14 protein-coding genes and 1 other annotated feature (1 of these 15 cut by a window edge) are annotated in these 17,086 nt (G+C 35.3%); all 14 genes read left to right on the top strand.

All coding sequences use genetic code 11. The features are described from left to right. Positions 1-87: 87 nt before the first annotated feature. The 14 genes from citZ (at position 88) to ytxC (ending at position 16,816) form a co-directional block, all read left to right on the top strand. Positions 88-1,203, top strand: a complete 1,116-nt coding sequence (gene citZ, locus NiCM35_RS08785) for a citrate synthase (RefSeq protein ID WP_095331424.1) — start codon at positions 88-90, stop codon at positions 1,201-1,203. 214 nt (positions 1,204-1,417) lie between these two features. Beyond that, positions 1,418-2,686, top strand: coding sequence for an NADP-dependent isocitrate dehydrogenase (icd, locus tag NiCM35_RS08780; RefSeq protein ID WP_095331426.1), 1,269 nt, complete (start codon positions 1,418-1,420; stop codon positions 2,684-2,686). A 187-nt stretch (positions 2,687-2,873) separates the two neighbouring features. Next, the gene (gene mdh, locus NiCM35_RS08775) at positions 2,874-3,809 is read left to right on the top strand and encodes a malate dehydrogenase (RefSeq protein ID WP_095331428.1); all 936 of its coding nucleotides are present in this window, start codon (positions 2,874-2,876) and stop codon (positions 3,807-3,809) included. A gap of 216 nt (positions 3,810-4,025) precedes the next feature. Continuing rightward, positions 4,026-4,742 (top strand): response regulator transcription factor, encoded by a 717-nt coding sequence (locus NiCM35_RS08770; RefSeq protein WP_095331430.1) that lies wholly within the window; start codon positions 4,026-4,028, stop codon positions 4,740-4,742. Continuing rightward, positions 4,743-6,497, top strand: a complete 1,755-nt coding sequence (gene pnpS, locus NiCM35_RS08765) for a two-component system histidine kinase PnpS (RefSeq protein WP_095331432.1) — start codon at positions 4,743-4,745, stop codon at positions 6,495-6,497. A 634-nt stretch (positions 6,498-7,131) separates the two neighbouring features. After that, entirely contained in the window at positions 7,132-9,756 is a 2,625-nt protein-coding gene (gene polA / locus NiCM35_RS08760; protein WP_171509844.1) for a DNA polymerase I, read from the top strand. A gap of 121 nt (positions 9,757-9,877) precedes the next feature. Further along, a complete protein-coding gene (mutM, locus tag NiCM35_RS08755) occupies positions 9,878-10,705 on the top strand; it encodes a DNA-formamidopyrimidine glycosylase (protein ID WP_095331436.1) in 828 nt (275 codons plus the stop codon). A 78-nt stretch (positions 10,706-10,783) separates the two neighbouring features. Further along, positions 10,784-11,419, top strand: coding sequence for a sporulation membrane protein YtaF (gene ytaF / locus NiCM35_RS08750; RefSeq protein WP_123258075.1), 636 nt, complete (start codon positions 10,784-10,786; stop codon positions 11,417-11,419). Between the two features lie 151 nt (positions 11,420-11,570). Further along, a complete protein-coding gene (gene coaE, locus NiCM35_RS08745) occupies positions 11,571-12,176 on the top strand; it encodes a dephospho-CoA kinase (protein WP_433779237.1) in 606 nt (201 codons plus the stop codon). Between the two features lie 112 nt (positions 12,177-12,288). Next, positions 12,289-12,747, top strand: a complete 459-nt coding sequence (nrdR, locus tag NiCM35_RS08740; RefSeq protein ID WP_095331442.1) for a transcriptional regulator NrdR — start codon at positions 12,289-12,291, stop codon at positions 12,745-12,747. Positions 12,748-12,857: 110 nt separating this feature from the next. Further along, entirely contained in the window at positions 12,858-14,264 is a 1,407-nt protein-coding gene (locus tag NiCM35_RS08735; RefSeq protein ID WP_123258074.1) for a replication initiation and membrane attachment family protein, read from the top strand. Between the two features lie 21 nt (positions 14,265-14,285). Beyond that, positions 14,286-15,215: a primosomal protein DnaI gene (dnaI, locus tag NiCM35_RS08730; protein ID WP_095331446.1), complete on the top strand. Its 930-nt coding sequence runs from the start codon at positions 14,286-14,288 to the stop codon at positions 15,213-15,215. Between the two features lie 42 nt (positions 15,216-15,257). Next, a complete protein-coding gene (locus tag NiCM35_RS08725) occupies positions 15,258-15,566 on the top strand; it encodes a hypothetical protein (RefSeq protein ID WP_095331448.1) in 309 nt (102 codons plus the stop codon). A 404-nt stretch (positions 15,567-15,970) separates the two neighbouring features. After that, positions 15,971-16,816, top strand: a complete 846-nt coding sequence (gene ytxC, locus NiCM35_RS08720) for a sporulation protein YtxC (protein ID WP_123258073.1) — start codon at positions 15,971-15,973, stop codon at positions 16,814-16,816. A gap of 71 nt (positions 16,817-16,887) precedes the next feature. Beyond that, positions 16,888-17,086 (top strand) — a binding site (T-box leader) (it continues 42 nt past the right edge of the window).

Here is a 17,086-nt window from a genome sequence, read left to right as displayed (position 1 = left end):
ACAATATTGGTAACTACGACAGGGACAATACTGGGAGTTTGAATGGGTTGTACTAACTAAAAGAAAAGGTGTAAAGGAGAGATATGTATGGCTGTTACAAAAGGGCTTGAGGGGATTATTGCTACAACATCTTCTATTAGTTCCATTATAGATGATTCACTTGCTTATGTGGGTTATGATATTGATGTGTTAGCAGAGCATTCCAGTTTTGAAGAAGTAGTATTTTTATTATGGCATCAAAAGTTGCCAACTGATACGGAACTGGCAATGCTAAAACAAGAATTGGCAGATAATGCTGAATTACCTGTCTCTTTGATTGAACAAATGAAGCTCATGCCATTAAATAAAGTGCATCCAATGGCAGTACTTCGTTCAACTGTGTCTTTGCTAGGAGCATATGATGAACAAGCAGATGCTATGGATACTGAAGCAAACTATTTAAAAGCTGTAAGACTTCAAGCAAAAATTCCAACTATCGTAACAGCTTTTTCAAGATTAAGAAAAGGGCTAGATCCAATTTCTCCAAGAAAAGATTTAGGATTTGCTGCTAATTTCCTTTATATGCTTAACGGAAAAGAACCAGAAGCGATTGCTATTGAAGCCTTTAATAAAGCACTTGTGCTTCATGCTGATCATGAATTAAATGCGTCTACATTTACTGCAAGAGTGTGTGTAGCTACTTTGTCTGATGTATATTCTGGTATTACTTCAGCTATTGGGGCGTTAAAAGGACCTTTGCATGGCGGCGCAAACGAAGCAGTAATGAAAATGCTGAAAGAAATCGGAAGCATTGATAATGTCGAGCCATATATTCGAGAAAAGATGGCAAACAAAGAAAAAATAATGGGATTTGGCCATCGAGTTTATCGAAAGGGAGATCCTCGTGCCAAACATCTAAAGGAAATGGCAAGAAAATTAACACAATTGACGGGTGAACCTGAATTATATGATATGAGTGTAAAGATTGAGACATTGTTAAAAGAAGAGAAAAATTTAGTGCCAAACGTAGATTTCTTTTCAGCTTCTGTTTATCATAGTTTAGGTATTGACCATGACTTATTCACCCCGATTTTTGCGGTGAGCAGAGTTTCTGGCTGGCTGGCTCACATTCTGGAGCAGTATGATAATAATCGCCTGATTCGACCTAGAGCAGATTATATTGGGCCAGAGCGCTTGGAATATATTCCAGTTCAAGAGCGATAAAAAAGGATATAATTTCCCATAGAGTAATAGAATAATATATACTTAATGATGGGTTAATTTACTTTGCGTATTGGCGTTTTCCTTTTTTTTATTCGTCAGAATAGTAAATATAATTAGCTTATAAAAGCTTGTTATAATAAATTTATTTCATTCTTTTTCCAATGAATGTTATTACATTGGAAAAGGAAACTATTTTTTACGGAGGGATAGAAACATGCAAGGAGAAAAAATTACAGTAGTAGATGGAGTATTAAATGTACCAGCAAATCCGATTGTTCCTTATATTGAGGGAGATGGAATTGGACCAGATATATGGGCAGCATCATCAAGAGTGTTAGATGCAGCTGTTGAAAAAGCATACAATGGGGAAAAGAAAATTGTTTGGAAAGAAGTACTAGCTGGTGAAAAAGCATTTAATGAAACTGGAGAATGGTTACCTTCTGAAACATTGGATGTAATTAGAGAGTATTTAATTGCTATAAAAGGGCCATTAACTACACCAGTTGGCGGTGGTATTCGTTCTTTAAACGTTGCCCTGCGCCAAGAATTGGATCTTTTTGTTTGTTTACGTCCAGTGAGATGGTTTGAAGGAGTTCCTTCTCCTGTTAAAAGACCTCAAGATACAGATATGGTTATCTTCCGTGAAAATACTGAAGATATTTATGCAGGAATTGAATATGAGAAGGGTTCAGAGGCTGCTTCAAAATTAATTAACTTTTTACAACAAGAGATGGGAGTTAATAAAATTAGATTCCCTGAAACATCTGGAATTGGAATTAAGCCGATATCAGAAGAAGGAACAAGTCGTTTAGTAAGAGCTGCGATTAATTATGCGATTAAAGAAGGTCGTAAATCGGTAACTCTAGTACATAAAGGAAACATTATGAAATATACAGAAGGCGCATTTAAGAACTGGGGTTATGAATTAGCAGAACAAGAATTTGGAGATAAAGTATTTACATGGGCCCAGTATGATCGCATTAAAGAAGAACAAGGTTCTGATGCAGCAAATAAAGCTCAATCTCAAGCGGAAGCAGAAGGTAAAATCATTATTAAAGATTCTATTGCTGATATTTTCTTACAACAAATTCTTACTCGTCCAAAAGAATTTGATGTAGTTGCGACAATGAATCTAAACGGAGATTATATTTCTGATGCTTTAGCAGCACAAGTGGGTGGAATCGGTATTGCTCCTGGAGCAAACATAAATTACGAAACTGGCCATGCTATTTTTGAAGCTACACACGGAACGGCTCCTAAATATGCTGGTTTAGATAAAGTAAACCCATCTTCTGTTATTCTTTCAGGTGTTCTATTGCTTGAACATTTAGGCTGGACTGAAGCTGCACAATTAGTGATTCAATCCGTGGAAAAAACAATTGCTTCCAAAGTTGTTACATATGACTTTGCTCGTCTAATGGATGGTGCTACAGAAGTGAAATGTTCCGAGTTCGGTGATGAATTAATTAAGAACATGAATTAATAACAAATTGAAGAAGAGATCGTCTCATCTCTTCTTCCTTTTTGTCCAAAATAGAAGATTTACGGTATTGGATTAGAATGGGATAAGCTGGGAAAAGTATTTACTAAATAGAGTAAAAGGGGACTCTGCTTTGTAACTGCTTATTGGTGGGCTTCATTCATTCTCGGTCTAATAAGGGGGAAATAATATGGTTAAACGTAAGAAGATTTCCATCATTGGTGGAGGTTTTACTGGGGCTACAACTGCTTTTTTGCTTGCTCAAAAAGAACTTGGTGATATCGTATTATTAGATGTTCCGCGAAATGAAAACTCTACAAAGGGAAAAGCATTAGATATGTTTGAAGCAAGTCCTGTACAAGGGTTTGATGCAAATATAACGGGAACTTCCGACTATAAAGATACAGCTGATTCTGATATTGTCGTAATAACTGCTGGTATGGCAAGAAAGCCAGGTATGAGTAGAGATGACCTTGTACAAACAAATCAAGCTATTATGAAATCGGTAACAAAGGAAATTGTGCAATATTCACCTAATTGTGTCATTATCGTGCTTACGAACCCTGTTGATGCCATGACATATACTGTTTATAAAGAATCAGGCTTTCCTAAGAATAGAGTAATTGGGCAGTCGGGGGTTTTAGATACAGCACGCTTTCGCAGCTTTGTGGCAATGGAGTTAAATCTTTCCGTTAAGGACATTACAGGATTTGTATTAGGCGGACATGGTGATGATATGGTTCCACTTATACGTTATTCCTATGCAGGTGGTATTCCATTAGAAGCACTAATTCCAAAACATCGCTTGGATGAGATTATTGAAAGAACAAGAATTGGTGGAGCGGAAATTGTAAATTTACTTGGAAACGGAAGTGCTTATTATGCTCCAGCAGCTTCTGTGGTAGATATGTGTGAAGCTATAATTAAAAGTCAAAGACGTATCCTTCCTACTATCGCTTATTTAGAAGGAGAATATGGCTATAACGATCTTTATCTAGGTGTACCTACAATTCTTGGCGGAAACGGAATCGAACAAATTATTGAACTGGAACTAACTGAGGAAGAAAAGGCAGCCTTAGATAAATCTGTTCACTCCGTTCGAAGTGTATTGACAGTATTAAATTAAGTATAAAAGTCGGCAGCTCGATAAAAAAGAGCTAGCCGATTTTTTTATTTCATTTAATCAATAAACTTAACCAGAGACACCTATAATAATTTATAAGAATTATATCCTATTTGTAAACAGGATATAAATGTTTTTTCCATTTTTATTGGACAATATATTATAATGTAAATAGGTATAAGGGGACTTTAGGGGAATTAACATATTTGGAGGCTGTATATGAAGAAAAAGGTTTTAGTTGTAGATGATGAACAATCTATCGTAACTCTACTTAAGTATAATTTACAACAGGCAGGTTATGATGTATTAACTGCCATGGATGGAGAAGAAGGATTGAATCTAGCATTAACTGCTAATCCGGATGTCATCTTACTAGATTTAATGCTGCCAAAAAAAGATGGGATGGATGTTTGTAAAGAATTACGCCAACAGAAAGTGTTAACTCCTATTTTAATGTTAACAGCTAAAGACGATGAATTTGACAAAGTTTTAGGGCTTGAACTAGGTGCAGATGATTATATGACTAAACCTTTTAGCCCCCGGGAAGTCATTGCTCGAATTAAAGCTGTATTAAGACGAATTCAAATGCAAGTGCCAGCAGCCTCGGATGAAGTAGATGAAGAAGAGGACGATGGTATTAAAATAGGTGAATTAAGAGTGCTTCCTAATTATTATGAAGCATATTTCAAAGGGGAACTATTAGAGTTAACTCCGAAAGAATTTGAGTTATTATTATATCTTGTTAAAAATAAGGGAAGAGTTCTTACAAGGGATCAACTATTAAGCGCTGTTTGGAATTATGACTTCGTCGGAGATACAAGAATTGTAGATGTACATATTAGCCACTTACGTGAAAAAATTGAAGAAAATACGAAAAAACCAATATATATTAAAACGATTCGTGGATTGGGTTATAAGTTAGAGGAACCAAAGTAAATGAAGAGCTTTAAATCTCGATTAATGGCGAGTGTTTTATTTACTATATTTATTGTGTTTTTGTTCGTAGCAATATTTATTGAATCATATAATAAAAAGACGTTTATGGACTCTTTTGACAGTCGATTGAAACGCGAAGGTACTTTAATCGCAAAGCAAATAATGAAAAATGGCGATGGGTTAGACATTAATAATAGTCTATTAAAAGAATATAGTGAAGCATTAGATATACAAATTACTGTTATAGATGAAACTGGAGAGATTCTCTTTAACGAAGGAGAGCTGCAGACAGATACAGAATATGAAAATCGAATGCAAAGGCTGCTTTCAAATGAAAAAGCAAAAGCGGTATCTATTAATGGAAATCCTAACTTTCACTTTTATCAACAACAGTTAACTGGTGAAGAGGGGAGATTAGGATATCTATTAATTGGTGCAAAAATAGAAGAAATAGAAAAGGCTTATCAGCATATTAATTGGATTATTTTTGCTTCTTTTTTCTTGTCGCTTTTAGTGATTTATTTAATTGGCTATAAATTAATTTATCGTTATACGAGACCTATTGAGTCAGCTACCAAGGTTGCTGTCGATTTAGCGAATGGGAATTACCATGCGAGAACCTATGAAGATCGAGTAGATGAAACAGGAGTACTTAGTTCTTCGCTAAATAAAGTAGCTAAAGATATGCAAGAGATGGTAAAAGCACAAGAAATTCAAGAAGATCGTCTAGGAACATTGATTGAGAGTATTGGTAGCGGATTATTATTAATAGATAGCCGAGGATATATTAATTTAATCAATAAATCCTATAAGGATATGTTCTTTGTCCGTTCTGCTGATTATCTCTATAAACAATACTACAAAGTCATTCCATATAGACAAGTGACTGATTTAGCGGAAGAAATATTTATGACTGAACATAAAGTAATCCGAGATATGACCCTAGAGATTAAAAATGAGAAAAAAAGCTTTCAAGTGTATGGAGTACCTATTATTGGGACGAATGACAGATGGATGGGGATTTTACTCGTTTTTAATGATATAACAGAATTGAAAAAGCTTGAGCAAATTCGTAAAGACTTTGTAGCCAATGTCTCTCATGAATTAAAAACTCCTATTACTTCTATTAAAGGCTTCTCGGAAACACTTCTTGATGGAGCGATGGAAGATAAGGAGACGTTAGAGGAATTTTTACGAATCATTTTAAAAGAGAGTCACCGATTACAGACGTTAATTCAAGACCTTCTGGATCTTTCAAAATTGGAACAGCACCATTTTGCCCTTAATAAAGAGGAATTTAATCTGATGGAAATTCTCAATAAAGCGACAAAAATGTTGGAAGGTAGAGCGGAAGCGAAAAATATTAAGTTACTGTTTCCTCAAGCGAATGAAATTGTTCAAATTGAGGGTGATAGAAGTCGATTAACGCAAGTTTTTTTAAATCTTATAACGAATGCGGTTATCTATACTCCGAATGATGGAGAAATTACTGTCTACGTCGTGGAGAAGAAAAAGAAAATCGAAATAAGAATTCAGGATACTGGAATTGGAATAGAGCAAGAAGAAATTCCTAGAATATTTGAACGCTTTTATCGAGTGGATAAAGCGCGAAGTAGAAATTCTGGAGGCACTGGATTAGGACTGGCGATCGTGAAGCATTTAGTAGAGCTTCATAGAGGAACAATTCAAGTAGAGAGTGAGATGGGAGAAGGAACGACTTTCACTGTTATTTTGCATAAGGAATTTCCATTTTAGGAAAAAGGCTGTAGCTTAAGTGTTTTAACTAAACATAACCCCAAACAACTATACGTAAAATGCTGGAAAATTCGTATAATGTTTTGGGGTTTTTAATTTATTTTAAGAAAGAAGATTATCCTTTATCTCAGTCGATAGTCTCCAGTTTGTACACCGATGAACAGTCTCCTCCGCTTTTCTACTTCCTTTACATTGTTTTTACATTTGGTTTATGGTGGGTTTACACTTTGTTGGTACAATTATTTTTGAAGTCCCCCTTATCCATTTGGTTAAGGACTTAAGCTAAAAGCTACCCCGCTTTTGGCTTCCCCTTTTAATAGTGGGTATGGTAGGAAAGGAATCGTAAATGATTGTTGGTAGAATTGTGATCCTCTTATCCATGCCAGTGTCGATATACCTAAATTGTTTTTTGATGCTGTAAAAATAGCGGAGTTTGTTGCTAAAAGATGTGTACTGCACGCTTATTTCCTTGTAGGGTGAAATAAGCACGTGTCTGGTAAGACCTCTTTTATCACAATCTCTGCTTTTTTACATTTATGAATATGTCATGTAAAATAAATAATATTAAGTCGTGTAATAATCCCCGTTTATATACGAGAAAATATACCATATTAAAAGGATGGAGGAGGATTTCTTGAAAAAGAAATTAATCTTAATTGACGGTAATAGTATTGCGTATCGAGCGTTTTTTGCTTTGCCTCTATTAAACAATGATAAAGGTGTGCACACAAATGCTGTTTATGGTTTCACGATGATGCTTATGAAAATTATTGAAGAAGAAAAGCCAACACATGCTCTTGTTGCCTTTGATGCAGGGAAAACAACTTTTCGCCATAAAACGTTTAGTGAATATAAGGGGGGGCGCCAAAAAACGCCACCAGAATTGTCGGAGCAATTCCCGTATATTAGAGAGTTGTTGAAATCCTATGGTATCCATCATTACGAATTAGAAAACTATGAAGCTGATGATATTATCGGAACACTTTCTCTTCAAGGAGAAAAAGATGGTTTTGAAGTAGTTGTAATTTCTGGTGATAAAGATTTAACCCAATTAAGTTCGGATAAGACAACTGTCTATATCACTAGAAAAGGAATTACAGACATGGAGTCCTATACGCCAGACCATATCCAAGAAAAATATGGCCTGACGCCTGACCGAATTATTGATATGAAAGGTCTAATGGGTGATAGCTCAGATAATATTCCAGGTGTCCCCGGTGTTGGAGAAAAAACAGCTATCAAATTGCTGAAGGAATTTGATTCCTTAGAAAATTTAGTCCAATCTATTGACAAAGTAAGTGGTAAAAAGCTGAAGGAAAAGTTAGAAGAATTTAAGGACCAAGCATTAATGAGTAAAGAACTTGCTACTATTTTCAGAGAAGCTCCTTTAACCATAACATTAGAAGATACAGAATTTCCTGGGATGCAAATAGAGAAATTAAAGGAGATTTTCAAAGAGCTTGGCTTTAATTCTCTTCTCGAAAAATTAGGAGATGCACCAGAAAAAGAAGAACTTGTTTTAGAAGATATCGAGTTTAAAACCGTTGAAAATATCACAGACGATATTTTTTCTGATAGGAATATTATGTATGTTGAAGTATTAGAAGATAATTATCATTATGCACCTATTCTAGGGATTTCTCTTTTAAATGATAATGGCGCATACTTTCTTCCAATTGATCATGCTTTAAAGTCGTCTGCTTTTAAAAATTGGGCAGAAGATGAGAAGAAAGAAAAGATTGTTTATGATGCTAAAAGATCGGAAGTATCGTTACGTCATCAAGGAATTCATTTAAAAGGAATTACATTTGATATTCTTATCGCAGCATATTTAGCGGATCCTTCTGCAACGATTGAGGATGTTGCCTCTGTTGCTAAAAAATATGATTTTACTAATTTACAATCAGATGAAGTATTTTATGGAAAAGGAGCAAAAAGAAAGGTTCCCGAACAAGAAATATTAGCAGACCATCTCGTGAGAAAGGCATTCGCATTGAAGGCTATCCAAGAGACAATGGAAGATGAATTGAAAAAGAACGATCAAGAAGCCTTATTTTACGATTTAGAAATGCCTTTAAGCTTGGTACTTGCTGATATGGAATCAACGGGGGTTAAGGTGGATGTATCTCGCCTAAAAGCAATGGGGCAAGAGCTTTCCGAAAGATTGAAAGAAATTGAAGGGCGAATTTATGAGCTGGCTGGTGAAACCTTTAATATCAATTCTCCAAAACAACTTGGTGTGATTTTATTTGAAAAACTTGGATTGCCAGTTGTAAAGAAAACGAAGACAGGCTATTCCACATCTGCTGATGTATTAGAGCAACTTGCTAGTTCACATGAAGTAATTAGAGAAATATTAGAATATAGGCAACTGGGGAAATTGCAATCAACCTATATAGAAGGCTTACAAAAAGTGGTCCATAATGGAAGAATTCATACAAGATTTAACCAGGTACTAACACAAACAGGTCGCTTAAGTTCGATTGATCCTAATTTGCAAAATATCCCGATTCGTTTAGAAGAAGGAAGAAAAATAAGACAAGCGTTTGTGCCGACAGAAGAGGATTGGGTAATTTTTGCTGCTGATTATAGTCAAATAGAGTTACGGGTACTTGCTCATATCGCTAATGATGAGAAATTAATCGAAGCATTTAGAGAAGATCATGATATTCATACAGAAACAGCTATGTCTGTTTTCCATGTAGAAGCTGACGAAGTAACCTCTAATATGCGTAGACATGCTAAAGCAGTTAACTTTGGTATTGTATATGGAATTAGTGATTATGGACTTTCTCAAAGTCTGCATATTACAAGAAAAGAAGCGGCGAAATTCATTGAACGTTACTTAGAAAGTTATCCAGGAGTAAGAAATTATATGGAAGAAATTGTGGCAGATGCAAAGCAAAAAGGCTATGTCTCCACTTTGCTTCAGAGAAGAAGATATTTAGCTGATATCACAAGCAGAAACTTTAATCTTCGCGGTTTTGCAGAGAGAACGGCGATGAATACACCAATCCAAGGAAGTGCAGCTGATATCATCAAAAAAGCGATGATTGATATGGCAAAGCGCTTGGAAGTAGAAGGGTTGAAAGCAAAATTGTTGCTGCAGGTTCACGATGAATTGATTTTTGAAGCTCCTAAAGACGAAATAGAAAAGCTGAAAGAAATTGTGCCAGATGTAATGGAACATGCAGTTGAATTAAGCGTGCCTTTAAAAGTGGACTATTCTTACGGTCCAACTTGGTATGATGCAAAATAATAAAGACTGTTCTCTAAAAGATTATTCTTTTTTCTATAGAAATAATTAGGCGATAGTTTAAAGGAACAAATTTTCACGAATCTTATAATAGAAATTTTTTACATGAAAGGAGGGGATGGAAATGCCAGAATTACCAGAAGTTGAAACGGTACGAAAAACGCTGAAACAGCTGACGCAAAATAAAGTAATAAAAGAAGTGGTTGTATCATGGGCAAAAATGATTAAAAAACCAGAAAATGTGGAAGAATTTTCGGATGCATTGGTTGGTCAAACCATTTTAGATGTTAAAAGACGTGGGAAATTTATATTAATTGAAACAAATGATTTTACCATCGTCTCCCATTTGCGAATGGAAGGCAAATATGGAGTATTTCAAGCACAAGAGCCAGTTGATAAGCATACCCATGTTATTTTCTTTTTTGAAGATGGTTCAGAGCTACGGTATAAAGATGTCCGGAAATTCGGTACCATGCATTTATTTAAAAAAGGGGAAGAATCAAACGCCATGCCTCTTTCGCAATTAGGACCTGAACCTTTTGCTGCTGACTTTACGATAGCGAATTTTTCAGAGCGTTTATCGAAAACAAATCGCAGTATCAAAACAGCATTGTTGGATCAAAAGATTGTGGTTGGGTTAGGAAATATATATGTAGATGAATCTTTATTTCGAAGTGGCATTCATCCGGAGAGAACAGCAAATTCCCTAGATGTGAAAGAAATAGAAAAATTATATAAAGAAATCATCGCTACTTTATCTGAAGCGGTCGAAAAAGGTGGTAGCACGATTCGCTCTTATGTAAACACCCAAGGACAAATTGGAATGTTTCAGCTTGAACTATATGTATATGGTCGTAAGGGCCAAGAGTGCAAAGTATGTGGCCATACTTTAGAAAGAATTATAGTCGGGGGAAGAGGAACCGTTTTTTGTCCTAATTGCCAAAAAAAATAAAACAATAAACCTGAATTAACATTGGATGGGCTCTTTCCATATAGTATATTACTATTGATTTGGAAGGAGCTTATCTTTATGGTCCAGGTGTTTTCTCTTTTATTGTTAGCAATCGCTGTTAGCATCGATAGCTTTAGTGTTGGTTTTACGTACGGACTTCGAAAAATGAAAATGCCCTTAAATTCTATCCTGATTATCGCCTGTTGTTCCGGTTTAACACTTCTGATAGCGATGTTAGTTGGTCATGTTATCTCAAGGATATTCTCCCCTTCGTTTGCAGAGAGTATAGGTGGGATTATTTTAATCCTATTAGGTGGTTGGATTCTTTACCAATATTTTAAGCCGAGCAAGGAAAAGGAAATACTAACAGAAGAAAAGAATATTATTAATTTTGAAATAAAATCTTTAGGGATTGTCATCAATATTTTAAAGAAGCCATTAACAGCCGATTTTGATAAATCAGGAACAATTACAGGGCTAGAAGCAGTTGTGTTAGGTTTCGCCTTGTCTTTGGATGCATTTGGAGCTGGAATTGGTGCCTCTATGCTAGGGTTTCCTCCATTATTTTTAACACTTGCTGTGATTTTTATGAGTACTTCCTTTGTTTCATTAGGGATTTATCTAGGGAGATTTCTTTCAGAGAAAAGTTATATGGATAAATTCTCCTTTATTCCTGGGATTATCCTAATCATTATTGGGATCTTTAAACTTTAATTATTTATTTATGAAATAGGTTGTTTCTTTTAGGCGGTGAACCTCCTTGGTGAATCGCCTTTAGAATTCATCTATCTTCTCTATTAATAAAAAGAGAAGGCTTTTTTATCGATTTTGTTACATACTAAAAATCAATAAGGTAGGTATTTTTATGACGTTAATAGTTGGATTAACGGGAGGAATTGCGAGTGGAAAATCAACAATCTCCTCCTATTATCAATCACTAAATATTCCGATTATCGATGCGGACATTGAATCAAGACTTGCTGTAGAAAAAGGAGAACCAGCATATCTAAAGATAGCGTCTCATTTTGGCAAGGGAGTTTTACATTCAGATGGAACGCTAAATCGTCAAAAGCTGGGAGAAATTATTTTTTCAAATGAAGAGGAACGCCGTGTGCTTAATAGCATTGTGCATCCTGATGTTAGAAGAAGGATGGATGAGAAGCAGAAAAAAGCAGTGGAAGCGGGCGAAAAAGTAGTGATCTTAGATATTCCCTTGCTCTTTGAAAATAAACTAAATCACACAGTTGATCGAACAATCTTAGTATATGTGGATCAGGATACTCAAATTACGCGATTAATGAAAAGAAATGATTTAAGTTATGAGCAAGCGCTCAAAAGAATAAACGCTCAAATGCCGTTACAGGAGAAACTTGCTCTTGCTGATGAAGTAATTAATAATAATGGATCGATGGAAGAGTCAATCCAACAAGCAAACAGAATTTTAAAAAAATGGAATGTTTCCCCTCGCTGAATTTCATCTTTTGATAGAGAAATTTAGATAATTACTTGTACAAGCTTGCAATTTTATATAATATGAAGATAAGTATATACATGGAACAATGAATTCGGAGCTGATAATAGAAATGAGATGTCCTACCTGTCAACATAATAACACCCGCGTTCTTGATTCACGACCAGTTGATGAGTATAAATCGATTCGAAGAAGAAGAGAATGTGAGGCTTGTGGGAATCGATTTACTACTTTTGAAAAGGTAGAAGAAATTCCTTTGATTGTAGTGAAGAAGGAAGGGACGCGTGAAGAATTTAGCAGGGATAAAATATTGCGTGGCTTAATAAGAGCTTGTGAGAAGAGACCGGTAGCTTTAAAACAATTAGAGGAAATAACAGCAGAAGTAGAGAAAGAACTTCGCAGTAATGCTGCTTCCGAAATAAAAAGTGAGGCAATCGGTGAGATGGTAATGGATCGATTGGCGAAGATCGATGAAGTAGCGTATGTACGTTTTGCATCTGTATATCGCCAATTTAAAGATATTAATGTGTTTATTGATGAATTGAAAGAATTAATCAAAAAAGATTATTAAAAAGTTACATGGAAAAGATTACTAAGGGAGCTAAAGATTTCTTTGGCTCTTTTTTGCCTTTCCTCCCTCTATGGCGGGAAGGATTGAAATAGAAAGGAAGGATGATGAGTATGTCTCAGCATTGGCAAGACCTGCTTCCTGTCGATAGATATCGAGTAGCGGTGAATGGACTGTTGAGTGATTATGATCGAAAGACAATCACCTTCTTATATCAGCCATTAATTGGGACAAAGTGTTTAGCTTTATACATGACCTTATGGGCAGAAGTGGAAGAGAATCGCTTGTGGTCTCTGACAAATACACATCATAGCTTAATGAATTTTATGAGTTGTGGTTTAAATGATATATATGAAGCAAGACTAAAGTTAGAAGGAATTGGTCTTTTAAAAACATATTTAAAGAAAGAAGATGGCAATCGGTCGTTTATATATGAACTACAGCCGCCTTTATCACCCGCTCAGTATTTTCTTGATGGAATGCTAAATGTTTATTTATATAGAAAAATTGGAAAAGCACAGTATAGCAGATTGAAGAAGTTCTTTTCTGATGAAAAAATCGCAGATCCTAGTTTCCAGCCAATAACGAAAGCATTCCAAGAGGTATTTATGTCTGATCATAGTGGTGCTGTTCGAGCAATACATGAATTAGAGGAAGAAGAGACTACTGATCAGACCTATGTGGGGAGAGAAGAACAACCGGGAATACAAATTACTAAGAGCGACTTTGACTTTGAATTGTTATATGCGGGAATTCACGATTCTTTATTATCGAAAAAGGCATTTACGAAAAAGGTGAAGGAAGCGATCCAAAATCTTGCCTTTATTTATGGAATTGATCCAATTCAAATGAAGAATATTGTTATTAGTGCGATTAATCAACAGGATGAGATTGATATTGAAGAGCTGCGTATAGCTGCTCGTGATTGGTATCAATTTCAACATAATGATTTACTGCCGATGTTAGTTGATCGGAAACAGCCGCAAAAGGATTATTCATCAACCGATGCTCCAAAATCACAAGAGGAAGAATTAATCTATTATTTAGATCATGCTTCACCGCGCCAAGTGTTGAAGGATGTTTCAGGAGGTGCAGAACCTTCCAAAACAGATTTGCAAATAATTGAAGAAATTATGTTCTCGCAGAAGCTGCTCCCGGGTGTAATAAATGTGCTGATTCAATATGTTATGCTTAAAACAGATATGAAATTGACAAAGGGATATATAGAGAAGATTGCTGGCCAATGGGTTAGAAAGAATATCCGTACAGTAAAAGAGGCAATGGATCTAGCGAAAAAAGAACACAAGCAATATATGGAATGGGCTCAAGGTAAAAAAAATCCACAGTCGAAGTCAACTCGAAAAGCTATCCGGACAGAAAAAATCCCCGAATGGTTTGGGCAAAATCAGGATAACGAAGGAACGAAAAAAACGGAAGAAAATACTTCTTCCAAGGAAGCAAACGATCAAGATTTGGAACAAAAAAAGCGTGAACTGGAAGAGCGCATAAAAAAATTATAATATCAGGTGGTGGAGTAAACGGTGGAAAGAATTAACGATACCTTAAAGAAATTTGGTGCGGGTAATAATTTTCAGGAACGATACCGTGCTATGAAACAGGAAGTGCTTGCACATCCTGATGTAAGGGCCTTTCTACGAGAGCATGAGGACGAGCTTACTTCCAATGCAGTTGATGTTGGCATGATAAAGCTATATGAATATGCCAATCAAAGCAAAGCTTGCAATAAATGCCCTAGTCTTCAAGGATGTGTAAATATGATGCAGGGATACCATCCTAGTCTAGTAATAGTCAGAGGGAATATTGAGATTCAGTATGACCGTTGTCCCCGTAAGTTGACGGAAGATAATCAGAAGAAAAAAGAGAAGTTGATTAAAAGCTTATATGTACCAAAGGATATTCTGGAAGCTTCCTTCAATACCATTGATCTTGACGGAGAGAGAATGGAGGCAGTGGAAGCTGCTATCCGATTTGTAGAGGATTATAAACCTGGTGAAAGACATAAAGGAATCTATTTTTATGGAGAATTTGGGGTTGGCAAATCATATATTTTAGGAGCCATTGCTAATAAACTTTCTCAAAAGCAAATTTCGTCTATGATTGTATATGTTCCTGAATTATTTAGAGAAATGAAGAGCTCCATTGCTGATAGCACATTAAATGATAAAATCGAAAGTATAAAACGTGAGCCTATTTTAATGCTGGACGATATCGGAGCAGAAACAATGTCTAGTTGGATTCGAGATGAGGTGCTTGGACCGATTTTGCAGTTCAGAATGTTAGAGAATTTACCTACGTTATTTACGTCTAATTTTGACTTTAGTGGCTTAGAGCATCATCTTACTTATTCGCAAAGAGGAGAAGAGGAAAAGATGAAAGCGATGAGAGTAATGGAGAGAATTCGTTACTTATCTACACCTATTCGCGTGAAAGGAAAAAATAAGCGAACATAATAGAGTTAAAAAGTTTCAATTTTTAGTAAGGAGAAGTGTGCGTTGACGGAAATTTCAAATGCAGAAAAATTAGTAATAAAGCGGTATAACCAGTTTCTTTTCTTTGTATCGATGACGATATTGTTATTATTAATTCCCTTTTTTCTGTCTTTTTATAGTCCGGGAATCTATAAAATAATCCTAGCGTTATTGGTATTTGGTTTAACCTATACGTATATAACAAAGAATAGAAGATTACTTGCATATATAAGAACTCGATGCGAAAAACGATCCATTTCGTTTCAAAAATTGTATAGTGGATATATTATTTTGTATGCTCTCGTATTAGGAGCTATCCTATTGTTTTTGTGATGGAATTTTATTAATGATGAAGATAGACTAAGTCGATAATCTGTCTCTGTTTGTCGATAAAAGGATATGGGAGAAGTATAATTGCATTTTCACACATTGCTTGGAGTGGAGGGGGTGAGACTCCTGTGGGATTAGTACGAACCTCACGGAAAGCGAACCCCTGAAATGGAAAGTAACATCCCTATTCGAAGGAATTGATAAATATACTGTAGCCAAACCTCTATTTCCAAAATATGGGTGTTTGACTACAGTGTGAGACAGACTAAGTGGATAGTCTGTCTTTTTTGTTTTTTAACTATTTTTTATAAACGTCCATTCATCTGCATACATATTTTATAGTCTAATTTCTACCTCTCCCCCATATATATGAAATCGAGGACTTCTTTATAAAAGGGGGGATACGGTTGATTGAAATTCAATTTCATGATCAAAAAGATGCTTTGAGGTTTTTGCGCATACTGAAGAAACAAGTAAAATATGCGGAGTCGTTTGACAGAATGGACGACGACAATAAGTGTATTATTGTTAAAACAGATGGAAGCAGTAAGGAGATAAAGAAATGCTTAACTGCTTTTATCTTGCATATAAAAACAGATGATTGGGCAAGAGAAATATTAAAAAATCGTTATTTCTATATGGATGAACTAGAACAGCGAAGTATATTAGAAATACTTCATAGTTTAGTGGAGGAAGAGCGGGAAGGACTTACCACTTTAACAAAAGAGATAAACATAAAAAGTTGTCTGACAGAGTGTATGAATAACTTCATAATAGAACAACATAAAGAATTTTCCTTTGATTCCTTTGTGACCTTTCGATTAAAGTCTTTTATTGGAAAGTTGATAAAATACATAGAATTATCGATTGATGAGTACAAAATGGAACAAGAATATCAGGTGTTTATTCATACTTTGCGAAATTCCCTTTCCAAAAAGGCTGCAAAAGTGAATCATATCCATGTGTTAATCGATCTAGAAATACAATTTTTTGATACAGAATACCGGGAAATTCCCCAGCAAGAGCTAATGATGCTGTATGATCAAAAAAATGTTGTTTCTTCTACCCATTATATCGATCCCTATTCTCTAGGACCATTGCTTGCCCTCGCACCGAAAACTATCTTTTTGTATACAGAGGATAGAGAGTTACCTATTGTGCGAACTATTGTAAATATTTTTGAAGAACGAGTACAACTTTTAGAAAAGGAACAATTTTTTCTAAGAATAAGCACACAGACAGAAATGAAGTAAGTTTCCCTTTAATTCCCTTGATTTTATGTCTAGAAAAGCATATAATAACGTACATAAATTAACTATAACTTATACCTGTAATGATAAGGACAATAGTTTTCTTGTACGGTTTTAAGAGAGGGAAGGATGCTGGGAACTTCCTAACACGATAAGATTGCTTACCACCTTTAAACTTCAGTCAGGAACGGGATTATCCTCAGTAATGACTGGCGGTCTCAGCAGCCGTTATCTGTTTAAACTAAAGCCAGACATTTTCATTGTTTGGGAATT

The organism is Niallia sp. M35 (assembly GCF_050971705.1).
In the GTDB taxonomy this organism is placed as follows: domain Bacteria; phylum Bacillota; class Bacilli; order Bacillales; family Cytobacillaceae; genus Niallia; species Niallia circulans_A.
The sequence above is the reverse complement of the archived record's forward strand: the minus strand, read 5'-3'. Positions and strand labels throughout refer to the sequence as shown.